This window comes from Ruegeria sp. SCP11 (assembly GCF_040329455.1).
Taxonomy (GTDB): domain Bacteria; phylum Pseudomonadota; class Alphaproteobacteria; order Rhodobacterales; family Rhodobacteraceae; genus Ruegeria; species Ruegeria atlantica_E.
In genome coordinates this window covers 88,379-107,248 of record NZ_JBDZYG010000010.1, presented here as the reverse complement: position 1 = coordinate 107,248, position 18,870 = coordinate 88,379, and the positions used below count along the sequence as shown (strand labels likewise).

Here is an 18,870-nt window from a genome sequence, read left to right as displayed (position 1 = left end):
CCAAACCCCTGGAGGACGGTTGTTCAGTCGCCGCGCCCGCAGCGAGGCGCGGTGCGTATGATAGCGCCGCGCTGCCTGACTGGCGTTGAGAGATGAGACCATTCTGCTCACTTAACCCTCTCCAACCTGAAGTAGGATCTGTTTCCAGATCGTGGTTTCATCGAACAATGTGTACTCGCGGCGCAGCTGCGGCTGGCCGGTTATCAACTCGCCGAACTCGGCATGGCTAATGCCCAGAACATAGACCTGAGCGCCGGTCGGAGCACCAAAGGCACCCCATCCATCGTGCTTGCCCCACAGGCTCCAGCGGACTGCCGCACGGGGCGCCATGTTCGGGTCATCTCGTCCGATCTGGTGTTCGATCTTAAACTCGGCATTGGGGAAGCTGGCGCGCAGACCCATCCAGAACCGATCCACGGAGTCCCAACCGTGACCGGTCACACCGCCCACATATTCGGACTGTACGGCGCGATCATACTCGGCTTCGATCGCACCCATATCGGCGTTCATGATCCGGGTCAGGATATCGGCGTAGCGCTGGCCCCATTCATTGTCGTTGCCTGTGCCCTTGTAGGGGCCGGGCTGATCAGTGGCGGGCGTCAGCGGTTTGACACAGTTCTCCGGCCCGCCCTCGCGCGCGATCAGATCTGCGGCGTATTCCTTGGGGTCCCAGCCCATCTGACGAACGATCGCACCTTGGTCACGGATCAGCCACTCGTCGTTGATCTGATTGTCGATGGCGTGGCAGTCAGCCAGAATCCGATAGCGCAACTTTGTGCCGGTCGCCGGGCCATAGACTCCTCCGGCAAGATGCGTTGCAGTCGAAATGATCCGGTGCGAACTTAGCATCCCCTCTTCCGGTGCACCGGACCAGATCACGTCCTCGCCCAGAAGTTGCCGATCAGGAAACTCGGCCAGCGTCGCCATGGTCGCGCCAATGACGTTCTGGTTACCCAACACCACTGACGCGGGTGAGCGCACGACGATATCCTTGCTGTAATAGTCATGCAGCGTGGCGATGCCCCGGTCTTCCCAGATTTCTTTGGTGATACCGATGATGTAGTCCGGGAAGTCCCGGAACTTCGAATCGAAGCCTTTCATGTCTCAGTCCTTTGTGGAGTCCACCCCTTAGGCAACCGAGCCGAGGTCCGCACGACCAATGGTCCGTCAATGGCCACCTTGCGCGGCTCAGCGGTGTCCGGGGTACCGATATGTTCAAAAAGCGCGGCAACAGTTTCAGCCACCATAAGGTTGGCCCGTTGCCGGATCGTCGTCAGATTATAGGCGGGCCACCCGGCGGGTGGCACGTCGTCGTAGCCCACGACCGAGACATCCTCGGGCACTCGCAGGCCAAGTTCAAAGCGGATCACATCCATTACCGCCAACGCCATATGGTCATTGGCAACAAAGACGGCATCCGGCCGCTGATCGGGTGCGACATCAAACATCCTCCGGGCCGCTGCGCGGGCCTTTTCGGTGTGGAAGTCGCCAACCTGATGCGCGAACAGCGCGTGCCCCGCCTCTGTCAGAGCCGCGCGAAATCCGGCCTCTCGGTCCCGCTGGGTTGAGGCCCCCTGCCATCCGGCGATGTAAGCAATACGCTGGTGGCCGCCTTGCACAAGAAATTCGGCAACCTTGCGCCCGCCGCCAAAATTGTCCGAGGCTACGGTGGTAACCCCCTCGATATCCTGGCTGCGGTTAAACAGCACCACCGGCACGCCAGCCTGCTGGCACCGCATGACAATATCCGACGACATCGCCACAGAGGCCAGAATGACTCCATCCACCTGGTAGTCGAGGATTTCTTCCATCACGGTATCGATATTGCCCGCTGTTCGAGAGGCCATGAAGATCAGGACGTGGTACCCCTGCTCCTGCAAGGCGTTGGACAGTTTCTCAAGCGCTTCGGGATAGAAATAATTGTCCAAATAGGCCACTACCAGACCAATGATGCGGCTTTTGCCGGACACCATGGCCCGCGCCAAAACGTTGGGGCGATAGCCCAGTTCGGCAGCAGCCTTGCGTACTTTCTCCTCGGTCTTTTTACTGACCGAGGCACCGGGTGTGAACACCCGGCTGACTGCCGACTGGCTGACACCCGCCAGCTGCGCAACTTGCAGGGATGTGACTTTATCAGCCATCAGTCCGCCGTCCATCCGCCGTCAATCAGCATCGAAGTGCCCGTGACCAAAGCCGAGGCATCCGAGGCAAGGTAAGTGACCGCTCCCATGATATCCTCGACCTCACCCACGCGATCCAGCTTGATCTTTTCCATGATCCAGGCGGCCCGTTCGGGATTGTCGAAGGTCGATTGTGTCAAGGGCGTACGAATGAAGGTCGGGCACACCGTGTTGATGCGTATCCGCTGCTTGCCCCATTCGATGGCCATGGCTTTGACCATGCCTTCCAGCCCATGCTTGGTCGCACAATACAGCGCCCGGTCGACTCCGCCGACATGGCCCATCTGGCTGGAGATATGGATGATCGACCCCGGCTTGCCCGCCGCCATCAGCGCTTTGGCTGCATAGGCCGACAGGAAATAGGCCGAACGCAGGTTCACATCCGTAACCGCGTCGAAATCCTCAGGCGTGGTCTCAACCGCCGGGCCGTGGCGCGCGGTGCCGGCAGAATTTACCACCACGTCAAAGACACGCCCCTCAAAAAGCTGCTGCAGGGCACCCAAGTCGCCCTGATCCACAACCGCAGCCTCGGCTGACCAGCCTTGCCCCTGCAACGCCGCCACGGTCTCGGCCAACCGGTCCGCGCCCCGCGCGGCGCAAACCACATGGGCTCCGGCCTCGGCCAGGGCCACGGCACAACCCTGCCCAATGCCGGAAGACGCTCCGGTCACAAGGGCGGTTTTGCCGTTCAGCGAAAACGAAGGGGTGCGGGGCAAGTCTGTCATCAGCTCATTCCATCAGGCGTTTCAATACGGCCCAGATTTCGGGCCTTGTTGAATTCCCGCAGACGGGCAAAGACGTCAACGCCAAGCTGCCGGTAAGCGTCCAGCAAATCGACCAGAACCCAGTTTTCCCGGATGCGCCCATTTTCCAGCCGCCAAAAATCGAGGCTGCGCATGGTGATCTTCTTGCCTGATGGCGCAATCCCCAGCCAGCCATCATGGGTGACGGTTTGGATCATGTTTGGCCAGCCGGTCACCGCCGCATATTCGCCATCACCAAAGAAGTGATACGTGATCTCGTCCACATACTGCCCCCGATCCGGCATTCCGTTCAGGAATGGGATCTGGTGCCAGTTGCGAAAGCCAGCATAGCCGCGCCCGGTACCGATGCCCGAAGGGCCGTACCAGTTCATGCGCGGATGCCAGAACCGCTCCATCTCCATCACTTCGGGACCGCCTTGCGACGGGTGTTTCTTTAGGTGATCCAGCATGTCGATGATGTGCTGGCAGGTGGCCTTGCCCTTGGCTGCATCATAGGGACCGGGCACAAATCCATCCTGCGTTGCAGGGCCGGGTACATGCCATTCGTGGCCAAGGCTAGGCACCATCGGCCAGGCATTGGCTTGCATCATCACCTCGGGGATGTCCCAAAGCGCCTGAACCTCAACAACCTTATCGTCCACGAACCGGTAGAATTCGTGGAACCGCATTGTGACCTGATGACCGGTTGGTGGGATATCCAACCACGGGCCGATGAAGGTTCCAGTGTAATAGCCTCCGCAACCGACCCAATTGGCACCATCCTCATCCGGCCCGGCCATAACGATATAGTCGCGGCGTTCCAGATCAGGCCAGGCGGCCAGCAGGTCTTTATAGGCGCTGTCGTAGAAGGCATCGCTGCCAGTGCTGTCGCCAAAAGGATGGCACAGATGGAACACGGCATCCGAAGTCGTGACCTCGGCCAGTGCCTTTCGCACACTGGCCTCGGAAAAATCATACATAGCAGCCCTGAGTGGAGCGATCAGGGCCTTGTGCTGGGTATGCTTGTCACTCATTCGGCCGCGTCCCGGTAAGGTGCCGGTTCGCCATAGGGCACGTTGATGCCGCCATAGCGGCGCACACGGATGTTGCATTGCTCAGCATGACCGACGAAGCCTTCCAACATACACAGGCGCGAGCCATATTCGCCGATCAGCGTCGCTGCCTCATCGGTCAGCACCTTTTGATAGCTGTGCGTCTTCAGGTACTTACCAACCCATAGCCCGCCGGTGTAACGCCCGGCCTTCTTCGTCGGCAGCGTGTGGTTGGTGCCAATCACCTTATCCCCGTTCGACACATTGGTACGCGGCCCAAGGAACAGAGCGCCATAGCAGGTCATGTTTTCAAGGAACCAGTCATCGCGGTCGGTCATCACCTGCACATGTTCCGAGGCAATGTCATCAGCGACCTGCAGCATCTCGTCATAGGTGTCGCAGACGATCACTTCGCCATACTCGTCCCACGACACTTTAGCAGTACCCGCCGTCGGTAGAATACCCAGCAGACGGTCGATCTCGGACAGAGTTTCCTCGGCCAGTTTGCGCGAGTTGGTCAGCAGAACGCAGGGGCTGTTATAGCCATGCTCGGCCTGACCCAGCAGGTCGGTGGCGCAAAGCTCAGCGTCAGCTGCGGTTTCATCGGCGATGACCATGGTCTCGGTCGGACCGGCGAACAGATCTATGCCGACGCGGCCAAACAGTTGACGCTTGGCTTCGGCAACGAACGCATTACCGGGGCCAACCAGCATATGAACCGGATCGATGGTCTCGGTCCCGATCGCCATCGCGCCGATGGCCTGAATGCCGCCCATGACATAAATCTCATGCGCGCCGCCCAGATGCATCGCTGCGATCACAGCCGCATTTGGCTTGCCGTTGAACGGAGGCGTGCAGGCGATGATGCGCGGAACACCGGCGACCGAGGCCGTCGCCACCGACATATGCGCCGACGCCACCATCGGGAACTTACCGCCGGGTACATAGCAACCCACGGACTGCACAGGGATGTTCTTGTGGCCCAGGATCACGCCCGGCAAGGTTTCGACCTCGATATCCAGCATTGAGTCGCGCTGTGCCTGTGCGAAGTTACGCACCTGTTCCTGCGCGAACTTGATGTCGGCCAGTTCGCGGTCGGTCAGCTGTCCGATCAGGTCGTCGATTTCCTGCTGGCTCAGCCGGAACGAAGGCGGCGAGTAGTTATCAAACTTCTCGCTCAGTTCACGCACGGCGGTATCACCACGGGTTTCGATGTCTTTAAGGGTCGCCTCGACCACGGCACGGGTCTTGGCGTCATCTTCGGCCCGGTCGGCGTCAGACTTACCGCGTTTCAGATACTCGATTGTCATGTTTCCAATCCTCAGTTTTCGGGCCGGGGCGGAACCTTTTCCCCCCGGTCATAGGCTTCCCAGCCTTCACCGTTGAACAGATCGACGCCCAGCTGCGCCGCGACGTGGGCGAAATCGACATTCACCCAATTGTCGACGATCTTGCCATCGACCACTTTCCAGAAATCCATGTAGCGAATCTCAACCCGTTTACCGGTGGGGGCGATGCCCAGAAACTCACCCGAATGGGTGGCTTCCTGACGGCCGAAGGCGGCCGCCCATTCACCCATGTACAGACGTGCCTCATCAATGCAGGTCTTGTCTGAGAACGCGGCCTGAAACGGGCGCTGCCAGTTGTCCTGAAACTCTTTCAGGCCAGTCTTGGTACCGCAGCCCTGATTGCCCATCCAGCGAAAGCCCTGGGCAAAGAACTCACCTATATCGTCGATGCGGTGGTCGTTCAGACCGTCCACCATGGTTTCAATCACACGGCGTGTGTCATCTGTTTTGCTGAGGTCCGTGTCGCGAGTCAGAACCGCTTGTTCGGGGCGGGAACCTTTCATGTGTCATGTCCTTTCAGGTTTTACAGGGAAGAGAGTGGGGGAAAGGCCCCCAACACTCAGAAAATCCCTGGGCATCCTGTTCAGCGCCGGGTGGCGTGACATGGCGTTATGGCGGGCGTGGTTGCTCATCAGCCCTTCACCGCCCCGGCTGTCAAACCGCTGACAATCTGGCGCTGGAAGATCAGCACAAGGAAGATCAGCGGCGCAGTGATCGACACGGCAGCGGCCACGGCAACTACTTGGTCAGTTGTGGTGGTCTCGCGATTGAACATGCCAACGATGGCAGGAACCATGGTCTGGTTCTGCGCGTCCAGCAGCAACGAGGTGACAAGAATGTCGTTATAGGCCAGCAGGAAGCTGAACAACCCGGTGGTGATCACCCCCGGCCACATCACCGGCATGATCACCCGGCGGAATGCTTGGAAGTGATTGCAACCGTCGACACGCGCGGCCTCATCCAGTTCGGCGGGGATGTTTTGGAAGAAGGAGCGCAGCATCCAGATCGTAAACGGTTGGTTGATCGCCACCAGCACCGCGATCACGGCGAAGGGCTTACCATAGAGAGTCGGTGCGTTTTCGCCCAGGATCGGTGCCAGCCATTCAGACGAGCTGATAAAAACCGGCAGATAGCTTGCGACCAGCGCCGATGGCGGCAAAGCGCGGAAGATCAAAGCGACGATCAGAAGCCAGAAAGCCAGATTTGACCCCGACCGCGCCAGCCCATAGCCCGCCAACGTCCCGACCGAAAGTGACAGGATGACAACGCCCGAGGTCACGATCAGCGAGTTCTTGAAGTTGTTCGAGAAGCCGCGGTCGATCCAGACGGTTTTATAGTGTTCGGTGGTCAGACCCAGTATGTCACGCCCCAGCGGACCAAAGAGTGGATTCAACACGCTCAGAATGGCGGGAAGTATCACGAAGAATACAACCAGAAAGCCCACTGCGGCGGCCAGAATACCGATCACCCAACCAAACCACTCCTGACCTTCCTTGGAATAGGCTTTGATCATTGCAGGCATTTTCTTGGACACCAGAGCGATGGTGCCCCAGATCACGGCGATACCAAGTATAATATCCAGCAGCGACAGCCCGTTGCCGTTAGACAGAGTCGTTGGCCCGAAAATCACGTTCAGGGCGTTGCTGTCAAAGGCATCAACTGGGGATTTGAAACTCATCACCGTGATCCAGAAGATCGGGAAGATGGCAACAAGGCACCAGAAGGTCAGGAAGATGTTCGAGGTCAGCCTCAGGCTGAGCGGTTGGCGAAGCGCGCGCGAGGACATGTCAGTGACCTCCTTTGTGATCGCGCCATGTCCGGCGCAGCGGGAAGATAAGCAGGATGGCGATGCCGATCATGGTCAGCATGGCGCTGGCCGAGGCTCGGCTGATCGAGCGGTTACCGGCCTGATCAGGCACCAGGAAGTCGTAGGTCAGCCATTGCAGCGAGATGACATAGCCCTGGCTTGCGAAACCGACGATCTCTTCGAACACTCGGTAGCTGTCCATCAGGTGGATCATCGACACGAAGATGATCAGCGGCATCAGGTGTGGGATGACGATGTACTTCATCCGCTGCCAGCGAGTCGCACCGTCGATCACCGCGCTTTCCAGGCTGTCCTGATTGACCGTTTGCAGACCGGCATAGAACACGATGGCGGCAAAGGGCGCGACGTGCCAGACGCGGTAGAGCATCATTAGGATTTCAATCGTCCAAGCCTGCGCAAACAGGGCAATATCCCGGTTTAGCCACCATTCCAGCATCGCGGTCAGGATGCCATCGCCGCGAAACAGCCAATTGACCGACAGCACCCCGATCACCGGTGTGATGATGAAGGGCAGCAATGAGATGAAGATCACCGGCCCCCGGATCGCCTGTGCCGCATTATTGATCATAACCGCAATTCCCAGCCCACAGACGATGACCAAAGGTAAGGTGATCAGCGTGAAGGTCAGGGTAAAGCGCAGCGCCTTCCAGAAGTTGATGGTTGAAAGAACATTCCAGTTGCCATCACTGATCGCACGCCAGGCCCGTTCCGGCTCCAATACGTTGCGATAGCTTTCCCAGCCGACAAACTGGGTCTGGGTGATGATTTTACCTTCCTCATCCAGCTGCGGCTGCGAGACAGTCTCGGTCACACAGGTCTGGGTCAGAAACCCGGGAGTGCAGGTTTCGATTTCGACAGATTCATACAGCGGTTGTGTGACGTAAAAGCTCTGCTTGAACACACTGACCAGCGGGAACGCGATAAAGAGAAGCATCATAAAGACAGAGGGGCCAACAAAGGCGGCAAATGTCCGGAAGTTCATGGCTCTGCCTTTCTCATGGTTCTCATGGGAAGAAAGGGATGGGAGGGCCGGAGCCCTCCCCCCGGGAGGATCAGTTGTTGATGAGACCGGCTTCTTTGGCGGCGGTCAGATACTCTGCTTCGATGTCAGCCAGAGTGGTCTGAGCATCTTTGGCACCGGTCAGATAGTCGGCTAGACCGTTGCCAAGCGCACTGTGCAATACGCCCATTGGGGCGGACGCCGGGTATGCCTTGGCGCCATTCTCTGCCGAAGCTGCAGCACCGGCCGCCAGATCACCCGGCGTGTAGGCGGGGCTCAGCCAGACAGCGACGTCATTGTTAGCGCTGACCATCTCGCCATCCATACCTTCCATGACGAGGCGGAAAGCGGCATCCGCTTCTTCGTCGCTCATGTTTGCGGCCAAAACGACACCGTCCCACCAAATGGTCGTCGACGGTGCAGCCGCGCCCATCGGGGCAGATGCCATGGTCACTTTGCCCACAACCTGGCTTTCAGTTTCGTCATTCATGGCGGCCGCACGGCTGGCCCACAGGTTCGCCATTGCGATCTTGCCCTGCTGGAACTGCTGCTGAACATAAGTGGAGTCAGACACCAGATATTCCGGGTCCATAAACTCGGTCATGGCTTTCATGGTCTCAAGCGCTTTGACGCCCTGTTCGTTGTTGATCGAGGGCTGATTGCCTTCGCCAAAGAACTCACCACCTTCGCCCATGTACATGTTGACGAATTCCTGAGCGAGATTCCAACCGGTCTTGAAGGTGCCACCAATTGGATAGTTCATGACACCCGCTTCTTTGATCTTGGCAGCAGCAGCCAGGACGTCATCATAAGTCTTGGGTTCTTCGATACCCAGATCAGCCAGAACGTCACTGCGGTACATCAGGTGTTGCGCGTTCACCATCATGGCAATCGCCATGATCTTGCCGTCCACTTTGATCAGCTGGTTCGGCAGGAGGTCCTGACCATACTTCTCGACCAGATCATCCAGCGGACGCAGCGAACCTGCGTTCAACAGCGGGATCATCGTTTCGTTGGCTACGCCACCAATTTGGTAGAGCGCCGGGTTGGCTGCGAAAGCCTCGGGCTGTTTCTCGCGGAACTCCTGGTCCAGCGACGCGCTGAAATTGCCGCATTCGGCCATTGCATCGGTAACAGCTTTCCAGGCCTCGAACCCGGCTGAGAGCGATTTCAGCGGCACTTCATTTTCATAGGCGCAATCAGCCCAAGCGGCAGCTGCGGCGAAGGACATGGCACCTGCCATGAGGATCGTCTTGAGTTTCATACGTTTCTCCCTGTCAGGATCGGTCCGTCGTCGACGTCCGGACCGGTTGTGTACCCTTGCGGGCTTGATTGGGGTTACCCCCCGATCCGCGCACCACTTTCAGCTTCAAAGAGGTGACAGATTTCCGTTGGCACCGAGAACGAGACCGGCTCGCCAATCTCGGCGCGGAAAGCTTTGTCGGCTTTGACCGAAACCAGCGCGCCCCCGACCCGGACCGAAATCATGGTCGCGTCGCCCAGCAGTTCCAGCGTGTAGATCGGCGCCGTGATTTCACCCTGCCCTTCGGCAATGCTGGCGTCCTCGGCCCGGAAGCCCAGCGTCAGCGGCCCGTCCGGCGCATCTACCGGGATGGCAACATGTTCGGCACGGAACACTCCGCCCGAAACCTCACCATCCATCAGGTTCATCGCGGGTGAGCCAATAAAGCTGGCTACGAAGGTATTCGCGGGGCGGTCATAAATCTCGGTCGGGCTGCCCACCTGCTGCACCACACCCTGTTTCATCACCACCACACGATCGGCCAGCGTCATGGCCTCAATCTGATCGTGGGTCACGTAGATGGTGGTCACCGCCAGTTCGTGACTGAGGTTCTTGATCTGCGCCCGTGTCGAAACCCGCAGTTTGGCATCAAGGTTCGACAGAGGCTCGTCCATCAGGAATACGTTCGGTTCCCGCACGATGGCGCGGGCCAGAGCCACACGCTGCCGCTGACCGCCCGACAATTCGGCGGGTTTGCGATGTAGGAAATCGTCCAGCTCTACCATTGCGCTGGCGCGTCGCACCTTTTCGTCGTGGGTGGACGGGTCGATCCCACGCACCTTCAATGGAAACCGGATGTTCTCGTAGACGTTCATGTTCGGGTAGAGCGCGTAACTCTGAAACACCATTGCCACGTCTCGGTCCTTGGGCTCCAGATCATTGACTACATTGCCATCGACCAGAATTTCACCTTCGGTCACATCCTCAAGACCGGCGATCATACGCATCGTGGTGGTCTTGCCGCAGCCCGACGGACCCAGCAGCACCAAAAACTCGCGATCCGCGATGGTCAGGTCGAAATTGTGAACCCCGACAAAGGAACCCCAGCGTTTGCCGACGTTGCGCAATTGAATTTCCGCCATGGTGCCCCCTGAAAGGAATCGTTTGCATACGTTTGCAAAACTGTAATTCGCATACATCAAATCAGGCAAGACTTTTTTGCATACGTATGCAATTATATGCCGAAACGCCGAGTCGAAAGCCCGGCAATAATCCTGTAACCCCTTATCAAAGAACGGAAACTGCCGTGAACTTCCAAGCCGAAAAAAAGTTGGTCTTGTCCTTCTACGATGTACTCGACAGCGCAGAAGGAATCGAACTGTCCTCCGTTATGACCCAATTCTGCGCGTCCAATATGTTATGGCGCGGCTTTCATCCGTTCGATGAAATCTCCGGTCCGGAAGAGGTTGCGCGGCAGTTCTGGCAGCCGCTGAAACAGAGCCTGACACGCTTGCAGCGTCGGCAGGACATCTTTTTTGCGGGCAAAAATTCACTGAGTGAAGGCGGCGTTTGGGTAATATCCATGGGTCATCTGATGGGCCTGTTCGACGCGCCGTGGCTTGGCATTCGTCCTACGGGAAAGATGGCCTTTTTGCGTTATTGCGAGTTCCACAAGATCTCAGGAGGTAAGATCACCGAAACGGCAATGTACTTCGACATTCCTCACCTTATGGTGCAGGCAGGACAAAATCCCTTTCCACCGCAAACAGCCGCGCATCTGGTGCAACCCGGACCGATGACACATGATGGGCTGCTATTTTCTGATCAACCTGTGAGTGAAGGCGAAAAGACGCTGGCGGTCATCAACGCCATGATCTCGGATCTTGGGCAATGGAACAGTGTTCTTTCTCTTGAAGATGAACTGGCCCAAACTTGGAATGACGACATGATCTGGTGGGGTCCGGAGGGAATTGGGGCTACCTACACGATCGAACGTTATGCCAAACAACATTCCGGGCCGTTCCGCGCATCATTTTCTGATCGTTCGAAAACCGACCATGTCTGCCGTCTGGCCGAGGGTCATTACGGAGGCTTCTTCGGTTGGCCGAATTTCACCGCCGTACCCATAGGTGGTTTCATGGGTATGCCCGCCACTGGGAAGGCTGGCGAGTTTCGAGTAATCGACATTTACCGCCGCGCAGGGGACAAGCTGGCCGAGAACTGGATCTTCATCGACCTTCTACATTTTTGGAAGCAACAGGGCCTGGATATCCTGAACCGCACAACTCAAATCGAAACATCGTGAAAAAAAGGCCAATCCCGTTGGAACCGTCCCAGAGCCTAATTGGACTGCAATTTGATAGACTACAGTAAGTCCGCCTGCCCTTGCGCGACAGGCAAAAGCTGCCCGCATTTCGCTGACCCGCAGCCCGACCTGTCGCTCATCCCTATATCCCAGGCTCGGGACTCATTCTCAGCTATGACGATTGCCGCGACTGGGATGCGTGAGCGGAAGGCATTTGTACAGCGATTGTATCGTGTTGCAACACTTTGCCAGTGCTTCTGTTTGCCGAACATGATCAGACATGTTCACCACTCGCTATTGGAACAGTAATTCATGCCAACCTTCGACAAAACTGGGGGCCTGATCCCAGCGAAAAGGGTGGTTTCCAACCTTCACCTTCTTTGATGTCGCGCCGTTCGGAACAGCAACAAAAACACGAAAACCGATCCGATCGAGGTTGTCACGATTCCAACTGGAAGTTCCTGCGGGGCCAGCAAGAGCCTACTTAGAATATCCGAACCCGTTAACAACGCCGCTCCGACCAAGGCCGCTGTTGGCAACAGCCGGCTATGCAGGGGCCCAGCGATCCCTCGGGCGATATGGGGAACCATCAGGCCGACAAACCCAATCACGCCTGCTACGGAGACAAAGACCGCGGTTGCCAAAGCCGCAACGAAAAACATGCTGAAGCGCAGGCTCTGCACCGGAACACCCAGCGTCGACGCCGTCACGTCTCCGGTCAACAAGGCATCCAGCCAACGACTGCGATACAGCGAATAAGTCAGGATCAGCAAAAGTCCGACACCGACGAGCGGAAAGGTCTCCCATCGGGCCAGACCAAGGCCGCCCAGCATCCAGAAGATGACCGAATGCGCGGCACGACTATCGCCCGCGAAAATCAAATAATTTGTGATGGCGGAGAACAGGAATGATACTGCCAGACCTGCAAGGATCAGTTTTTCTGGCGCACTTGTTCGTAGTGCGTGCACAAGTGCCAGTACAATTCCCGAGGCGATGATGCCCCCACAAAACGCAGCCAACGGCAAGGTCCAGAAACCGAGAAGATCGCCGGTCACCGTGATGACAAACACCGCTCCGGCTGCGGCACCCGAGGACAGGCCGAACAGAAACGGATCAGCCAGATCGTTGCGGGTGGTTGTTTGCAGGACAACGCCGACAATGCCCAAACCGGCACCGATCACCGCAGCAAACAAGGCGCGCGGCAAACGCAAGTCAAAGACAATACGATGCGCAGGTTCCATATCTCCTTGAACCAGCCCAGTACCTAGCAACACCGCGTCGAACGCATCTACGGCAGGAATGGCCGTTGTGCCGTACACGGTTGAAATCAGCAAAAGGGCGGTCAATACGACCGCCCCCAGCATAAGTACAAAGCCAAATCGGCCCATATCAGTTGATGCCCGGATGCATGGCCTGAACCATTTTCGAGATCGCCGCAATGTTTGCCGGTCCGGGGGTCAGCTCTTCGTAACGCAGGCCGATCCAACGTTCGTTCTTGACCGCATCTGTTTCAGACATCACCGGGTGTTCCTGCAGAAACTTAAACGTATCCTCGGCGCCATTCCCGGTTTGATAGTCCAGCAATACCAGGAACTCAGGATTCGAGGCAGCTACGGCCTCCCACGAGGTGCGGCCCCAACTGGTGTCCATGTCATGGGTGACGTTTTCACCACCAGCAGCTGCAATCATTGCGTCAGGAATGGCAAACTTGCCCGCGGTGAAAGGTGCATCCGCCGGGCCGTCCAGTAGGAAGACGCGGGGCTTGGGAAGATCCGCCGTTTGGGACTCAAGGGCCGCCAGCTCGTCTTTCCAGCCTTTCACCAGTTCCTCAGCCTTGTCCTCTACATGCATGACTTTGCCCAGACGCAGGACGTCATCGAACAGCAGGTCCATGCTGGCCTCGGGGCGTTCTTTGTCCAGATGCACGCAGCTTTCAGTCAGGATCATGGTCTTGATGCCAAACGGCTCCAAAGTGTCTGGCGTCACGTCGCCGCCGGGCTTCATGCCATAGTACCAACCGGCAAAGAAAATATCGGGCTCAACCGCGACGAGATTTTCTACCGTCGGGTATTTAGGCGCCAGTTCGGGGATATCTCCGCGCAGGGTGTCGAATTCAGGACTGGTCTTGTACCAACCCGTAATGCCGGTCAGGCCGACAATCTTGTCTTGCAGACCCAGCGCAAAGGCCATGTCAGTCATGTTCATGTCATGCACGACCAAACGCTCGGGCTGCTCGTCAAACACCAGCGGCTTGCCGCAATTGTCGACCATAACTTCATGCGCGGACGCGCCGCCTGCAATGGCAGTGGTCAACGCCACGGACCAGAGGTGTTTCATCTGAGGATGTTCCTTTGTTCAAGTTGAAACAGTGGTTTTTCGGATATCCAGCGCCGGGATCACGCGGCCTTCATGGTGAAAGCACAGGTAATCGACGCCAAAGGTGTCACGTACGTGTTCAGGCGTCAGCACCTCGGCCACCGGGCCAAAACTGGTGATACGGCTGGATTTCATAAGCGCCACGTGTGTGGCAAATTCGGGGATCATGACAAGATCGTGGACGATCATCACCACGGTGATCCCTAATTCAGCGACCAGGGACAGCATCCTCCCCTTGGCGTCCGGATCCAGATGATTTGTCGGCTCGTCCAGAAACAGCAGCGAAGGGTTCTGAGCCAGAGCGCGTGCGATATGGGCACGCTGACGCTCGCCCCCGGACAGAACAGACATCTTTTTGTCCGCAAGCGCATCCAGACCGGTCAGTTGCAATATTCTAGAGAGCTCAATGGCATGTTCCTCGGCCGATCGGTCAGACCGGATTGGTATCTGACCCAAGGCGACATACTCCCACAGCGACAGCCTTCCGTCCGGCAATTCCTGCTGACTGACCACGGCAATCATTCGGGCACGTTCGACCGCTGTCATCTGTTTGAGGCTGTGCCCTTTGACCAGTACATCCCCCAGCACCAGATCAACCGCACCACATAAGAGATTCAGAAGCGTCGTCTTGCCCGCACCGTTCGGCCCGGCGATGGCCAGAATAGCTCCTTCACCTAACTCGAATGAGGCCTGTTGCAGCAAAACGTCCCCGTTAAGTGCATAGTATTCAAGATCGCGGGCAACCAAAAAAGATGAGGTCGTCATGAGCGTTCCTCCGCCTCGATCCGGGGCAATCGCGACAAAGTCTTACGGTACAATGGACGCGGCCTGTCTGTCGCGTTTGTCCACCCGTCAGTGCTGTTTTGGAATTGTTGAGCAAACTCAGCCAGAGCCCGGATATCCTGTGCGGTCTCAATATCACCGAACAGGTATTGCGCCTTGCCACGGGCCTGAAACCCTACTGTCGTTGGGTGTGCGCAGCCTGCCATGCAAGCAATTTTGCGAATAGTGAAACCCGAAGGCAGTTTGCCCTGTAAGGATGTACGTAGCGCTTCGGCCTTGTCTTCGCCTTTGCACGTCGAACAAATCAGCAGGTGATGATCAGGTTTTTTCGGCATTGCCCACTCCGCTTGTTGCCAAGCGCGAGCAGAAGGTGCCGACAATGTACACACGTGACAAACGTGCCATCAAAGCCTCCTTCCAGGACGCCCCGCCCCGGGTTGGTTAAATACGCGATGGCAGGTCTCCTGACTTGCGGGTCGATGCTTGGCCTCCCTTCCCGGCCATTGGCCAGTGGGTATTTGGCGTCGCTCACCGCTTACAGTTGCGGGGGCAGTTACGGACTTGGTGCCTGTCGGCCAACCTCACCGTATTCCCTTTTCATCCCGTGGCAGCACCAGCGGGAACCATCGAAGGAAGGATGTGCACGAGAACTGGAATTTGGTCAAATGATTTTTCAAGACTGCGAACAGTTTCTATGAGGTTTAAACAAATAGGTCGTTGTTTGCCGAAATGCGGTGGTCTTCGCACACTCCACAATTATCAACCCTATACATCCGGTTCTTCTCTCAGTATGGACAGCGCTTCGACGTTGATCCGTCTGTTGGACGCTCTGAGGGTGGCCGCAGCACCCAAAAGAGCCAAACCATGAAACAGACAATTGCTGATGCCCTTGCACGCAAAGGGTACACCACGCTCACACCAGTTCAGGAGGCCGTATCGGCACCAGAACTTCAAGGGCGGGATCTGCTGGTCTCGGCCCAGACCGGATCGGGGAAAACCATCGGGTTCGGCCTAGCCATCGCGTCTACCATATTGGGTGATGCTGAGGTCTTTGACACCAGCGGTGCGCCTTTGGCACTGGTCATCGCCCCGACGCGAGAGCTAGCCATGCAGGTCAAACGTGAACTTGGGTGGCTTTACGCGGATGCAGGTGCCTTCATTACCTCCTGTGTCGGCGGCATGGACATGCGCGATGAACGCCGGGCACTGGCCCGTGGTGCACATATCGTTGTAGCGACACCGGGACGCCTGCGCGATCACATCACGCGCGGCTCGATCGACCTGACGGCGGTGCGTGCAGTGGTGCTGGACGAGGCTGACGAAATGCTCGACCTCGGGTTCCGTGAGGATTTGGAGTTTATTCTGGAAGAAACGCCAACAGACCGGCAAACCCTTCTGTTTTCAGCCACCGTACCCCGTGCCATTGCCAATCTTGCGACGCGGTACCAACGGAATGCCGAACGCGTCAGCACCGTCAGCGAGCGTAAACAACACGCTGATATCGAGTACCGTGCGTTGAAGGTCGCCCCACGTGACGGAGAAAACGCGATAATCAACGTATTGCGGTATTACGAGGCGCCAAACGCCATCGTCTTTTGCAACACCCGCGCCATGGTTGGGCGTCTGACTGCCCGCTTGTCGAACCGCGGGTTTTCGGTTGTGGCCTTGTCCGGTGAATTGACCCAAGGCGAGCGTTCAAATGCGCTGCAAGCGATGCGCGACGGACGCGCCCGGGTCTGTGTGGCAACTGATGTCGCCGCGCGAGGGATTGATCTGCCGAACTTGGACCTTGTGGTTCACGCCGAGCTGCCAAACAGCCATGAAACTCTTTTACACCGTTCGGGTCGGACCGGACGTGCCGGGCGCAAAGGCGTCAGCACTCTGATTGTTCCGCCAACCTCGTTCAAAAAAGCCGAACGGCTTTTGAAGTTCGCCAAGCTCACGGCCCAATGGGGCGCGGCGCCGTCGGCTGAAGAGGTCAACGCGCAGGATTTGGCGCGGATGTTCGGTTCGGAGGACTGGCAGGCAGACGTTACTGACAGCGAACGGACCTCGGTGGATGAACTGGTGGCGAAGTTCACGCCAGAACAACTCGCTGCCGCATATGTCCGACAATACAAACGGCAGCACTCCGCGCCGGAAGAGCTGAGTGATGTCACTACCACTACGCCAAAGCCTCAGGCGGAATTCGGTCCGAGCGTGTGGTTCTCGCTGTCGGAAGGGCGCAAAGAAAACGCGTCTCCGCGTTATCTTCTGCCCATGGTGTGCAAGGCCGGGAACATCACCAAAGCTGATGTCGGCGCGATCCGCATCGCGGAGGATGTGACCTACATTGAAATTCGCGAAAGCAGCGTTCCGGGCTTTTTGGACGCTATCGGGCCAGACATGAAGATCGAGGGCACAAAAGACATCGTACGCTTGGAGACAGCGCCCGATTTTTCAAAGCCTACAAAGTCGAAGCCAAAGCGTGGCACAAAAGGCAAAAGAGGCCCTGCAAAGTTCGAGGAAAGACCGCCTCGTCTCGCTGAACCACAGCCTGCAAAGCCGCGCAAAAAAACAGCGACCGCGCGACCCGAGAGGGCCGATACAAACACCAAGCCCAAGCGCGATGACGCCAGCGGCACCGGCAAAGCCAAGAAACAAGATCGAAAATTCAAAAGCGATCGCCCGAAAGGCCCGCCCCCGCCCAAGGGAAAGCCAAATAGCAAAAAAAATCGCGCTCGTGCCGCCGCATCGAAAAAGGGCGGCAACGCGGTTCCAATGCGCAAGAAATAAGCTGAAACTCTCGGTTGCTTTAGAACTAGCATAAGGGTTTCGGTTCGGCAGAAATGCTTATGCGGGCGTGGGGTTTTCTATTCGAAAGTTGGAAACCCCACTCCTCAGGCGACGGCCAATAGGGGAAGCGCGAACCTTTCGCTTCCCCATATGCATCAAACTTCGACCTCAACCTTGCCGATCGGGTTTGAACAACAGGCCAGAATGTAGCCCGCTTCGACATCATCCTCGGAAATACCTCCATTGTGTACCATGTGAACCTCGCCAGCTGTCTTTTTAACTTTGCAGGTTCCGCAAACGCCAAAGGTGCAGCCTGACGGAATGTTCAACCCGACCGAACGCGCAGCGGCCAAGACCGTGTCGGTCTCGGCGACTTTGGCGGTGACACCAGAACTTGAGAACAGAATCTCGGCGCTGCTATCATCGTCCAGAATGATATCATCCAGTTCCGGCTGATCCGCCTCGGTCTCCACAGGAGCGCCGAAGCTTTCCTGATGGTAGTTGTCCATGTCAAAGCCCAGACCGGCAAGCGCATCACGCACGGCTTGCATGAAGGGCTCCGGGCCACAGCAATAAACCTCGCGGTCGAGATAGTCCGGCGCCATGAGGCCAAGCATAAGCTGGTTGAACTGGCCCTGATATCCAGTCCACGGGCGGTAAGGATCGGGTTCCTCAACAACAAACTTCAGGTCCAGACCGTGCGTCCGGCTGGCCATCTGCTCTAACCGCTGGCGGAAGATGATCTCTGAAGGCCGTCTGGCACAGTTGATGAAGACAACATCCAGATCGCGGCCTTCATCCCACATGCAGGTGGTCATCGACATCATCGGGGTGATGCCGGACCCGGCCGAGATGAACAGAAATTTCCCCGCTTTGCTTTCTGCATTACTGAACAGCCCTGCGGGGCCAATGGCTTTCACCCGCATACCAGGTTGCAGGTTGTCCAACATCCAGCGTGTGCCGATGCTGTCGGGCTGGGCCTTGGCGGTGATCGTAATCGACCGTGGCCGCGAAGGAGAGGAAGAGATCGTATAGGTGCGATGCACCACCCCACCCGGCTGGTCCGGGGCCAGGATTTCCAAGGTCAGAAACTGTCCGGGCTGATACGCGAATTGCGCCCCCGAAGGAGCGCGAAACGAAAAGCTCGCCGTGTTCGGCATCTCGGGAACGACCGAAACGCATTCCAATGTTTCAGTGTCTTGCCAGACAGTTACTGGCGCGCTGAAATCTTTCATT

General features: G+C 57.4%; 17 protein-coding genes and 1 riboswitch. Of the genes, 2 read left to right on the top strand and 15 right to left on the bottom strand.

What is annotated here, in order from left to right; all coding sequences use genetic code 11:
* Positions 1-111: 111 nt before the first annotated feature.
* From ABLN94_RS16185 to ABLN94_RS16140, 10 genes are all read right to left on the bottom strand, one after another.
* Positions 112-1,101, bottom strand: a complete 990-nt coding sequence (locus tag ABLN94_RS16185; protein ID WP_352994159.1) for a nuclear transport factor 2 family protein — start codon at positions 1,099-1,101, stop codon at positions 112-114.
* Positions 1,098-2,141 (bottom strand): LacI family DNA-binding transcriptional regulator, encoded by a 1,044-nt coding sequence (locus tag ABLN94_RS16180; protein ID WP_352994156.1) that lies wholly within the window; start codon positions 2,139-2,141, stop codon positions 1,098-1,100. The genes ABLN94_RS16185 and ABLN94_RS16180 overlap by 4 nt, the downstream gene beginning before the upstream one ends.
* Positions 2,141-2,905 (bottom strand): SDR family NAD(P)-dependent oxidoreductase, encoded by a 765-nt coding sequence (locus ABLN94_RS16175; RefSeq protein ID WP_352994153.1) that lies wholly within the window; start codon positions 2,903-2,905, stop codon positions 2,141-2,143. The genes ABLN94_RS16180 and ABLN94_RS16175 overlap by 1 nt, the downstream gene beginning before the upstream one ends.
* On the bottom strand, positions 2,905-3,957 hold the full coding sequence (locus ABLN94_RS16170; protein WP_352994150.1) for an ester cyclase: 1,053 nt from the start codon (positions 3,955-3,957) through the stop codon (positions 2,905-2,907). Before ABLN94_RS16170 ends, ABLN94_RS16175 begins: the two co-directional genes overlap by 1 nt.
* Entirely contained in the window at positions 3,954-5,285 is a 1,332-nt protein-coding gene (gene hisD, locus ABLN94_RS16165; protein ID WP_352994147.1) for a histidinol dehydrogenase, read from the bottom strand. Before hisD ends, ABLN94_RS16170 begins: the two co-directional genes overlap by 4 nt.
* Before the next feature lie 11 nt (positions 5,286-5,296).
* Positions 5,297-5,827: an ester cyclase gene (locus tag ABLN94_RS16160; RefSeq protein ID WP_352994144.1), complete on the bottom strand. Its 531-nt coding sequence runs from the start codon at positions 5,825-5,827 to the stop codon at positions 5,297-5,299.
* Between the two features lie 128 nt (positions 5,828-5,955).
* On the bottom strand, positions 5,956-7,110 hold the full coding sequence (locus ABLN94_RS16155) for a carbohydrate ABC transporter permease (RefSeq protein ID WP_170492080.1): 1,155 nt from the start codon (positions 7,108-7,110) through the stop codon (positions 5,956-5,958).
* Between the two features lies 1 nt (position 7,111).
* Positions 7,112-8,134 carry a carbohydrate ABC transporter permease gene (locus ABLN94_RS16150; RefSeq protein WP_352994141.1) on the bottom strand — a complete coding sequence of 341 codons (1,023 nt, stop codon included), beginning with the start codon at positions 8,132-8,134 and terminating at the stop codon, positions 7,112-7,114.
* Between the two features lie 70 nt (positions 8,135-8,204).
* On the bottom strand, positions 8,205-9,416 hold the full coding sequence (locus ABLN94_RS16145) for an ABC transporter substrate-binding protein (RefSeq protein WP_352994138.1): 1,212 nt from the start codon (positions 9,414-9,416) through the stop codon (positions 8,205-8,207).
* 74 nt (positions 9,417-9,490) lie between these two features.
* Entirely contained in the window at positions 9,491-10,537 is a 1,047-nt protein-coding gene (locus ABLN94_RS16140) for an ABC transporter ATP-binding protein (protein WP_170492090.1), read from the bottom strand.
* 32 nt (positions 10,538-10,569) lie between these two features.
* Between ABLN94_RS16140 and ABLN94_RS16135 the strand changes: the two genes are divergently transcribed.
* The gene (locus ABLN94_RS16135) at positions 10,570-11,700 is read left to right on the top strand and encodes an ester cyclase (protein WP_417750527.1); all 1,131 of its coding nucleotides are present in this window, start codon (positions 10,570-10,572) and stop codon (positions 11,698-11,700) included.
* 371 nt (positions 11,701-12,071) lie between these two features.
* Here the strand turns inward: ABLN94_RS16135 and ABLN94_RS16125 are convergent, their stop codons facing one another.
* The 4 genes from ABLN94_RS16125 to ABLN94_RS16110 are packed head-to-tail and all read right to left on the bottom strand — an operon-like array spanning position 12,072 to position 15,194.
* On the bottom strand, positions 12,072-13,046 hold the full coding sequence (locus ABLN94_RS16125) for a FecCD family ABC transporter permease (protein WP_352994134.1): 975 nt from the start codon (positions 13,044-13,046) through the stop codon (positions 12,072-12,074).
* 43 nt (positions 13,047-13,089) lie between these two features.
* Positions 13,090-14,037: an ABC transporter substrate-binding protein gene (locus ABLN94_RS16120; RefSeq protein WP_352994131.1), complete on the bottom strand. Its 948-nt coding sequence runs from the start codon at positions 14,035-14,037 to the stop codon at positions 13,090-13,092.
* Between the two features lie 18 nt (positions 14,038-14,055).
* Positions 14,056-14,841: an ABC transporter ATP-binding protein gene (locus tag ABLN94_RS16115; protein ID WP_352994128.1), complete on the bottom strand. Its 786-nt coding sequence runs from the start codon at positions 14,839-14,841 to the stop codon at positions 14,056-14,058.
* On the bottom strand, positions 14,838-15,194 hold the full coding sequence (locus ABLN94_RS16110) for a DUF1636 domain-containing protein (RefSeq protein WP_352994126.1): 357 nt from the start codon (positions 15,192-15,194) through the stop codon (positions 14,838-14,840). The genes ABLN94_RS16115 and ABLN94_RS16110 overlap by 4 nt, the downstream gene beginning before the upstream one ends.
* Positions 15,195-15,296: 102 nt before the next feature.
* Positions 15,297-15,502, bottom strand: a riboswitch (cobalamin riboswitch).
* A gap of 221 nt (positions 15,503-15,723) precedes the next feature.
* On the opposite strand from ABLN94_RS16110, the gene ABLN94_RS16105 reads away from it, so the two are divergent.
* A complete protein-coding gene (locus ABLN94_RS16105; protein WP_352994124.1) occupies positions 15,724-17,634 on the top strand; it encodes a DEAD/DEAH box helicase in 1,911 nt (636 codons plus the stop codon).
* A 155-nt stretch (positions 17,635-17,789) separates the two neighbouring features.
* Here ABLN94_RS16105 and ABLN94_RS16100 read toward each other — a convergent pair whose 3' ends face one another.
* The gene (locus ABLN94_RS16100) at positions 17,790-18,869 is read right to left on the bottom strand and encodes a hybrid-cluster NAD(P)-dependent oxidoreductase (RefSeq protein ID WP_352994121.1); all 1,080 of its coding nucleotides are present in this window, start codon (positions 18,867-18,869) and stop codon (positions 17,790-17,792) included.
* Position 18,870 lies beyond the last annotated feature (1 nt).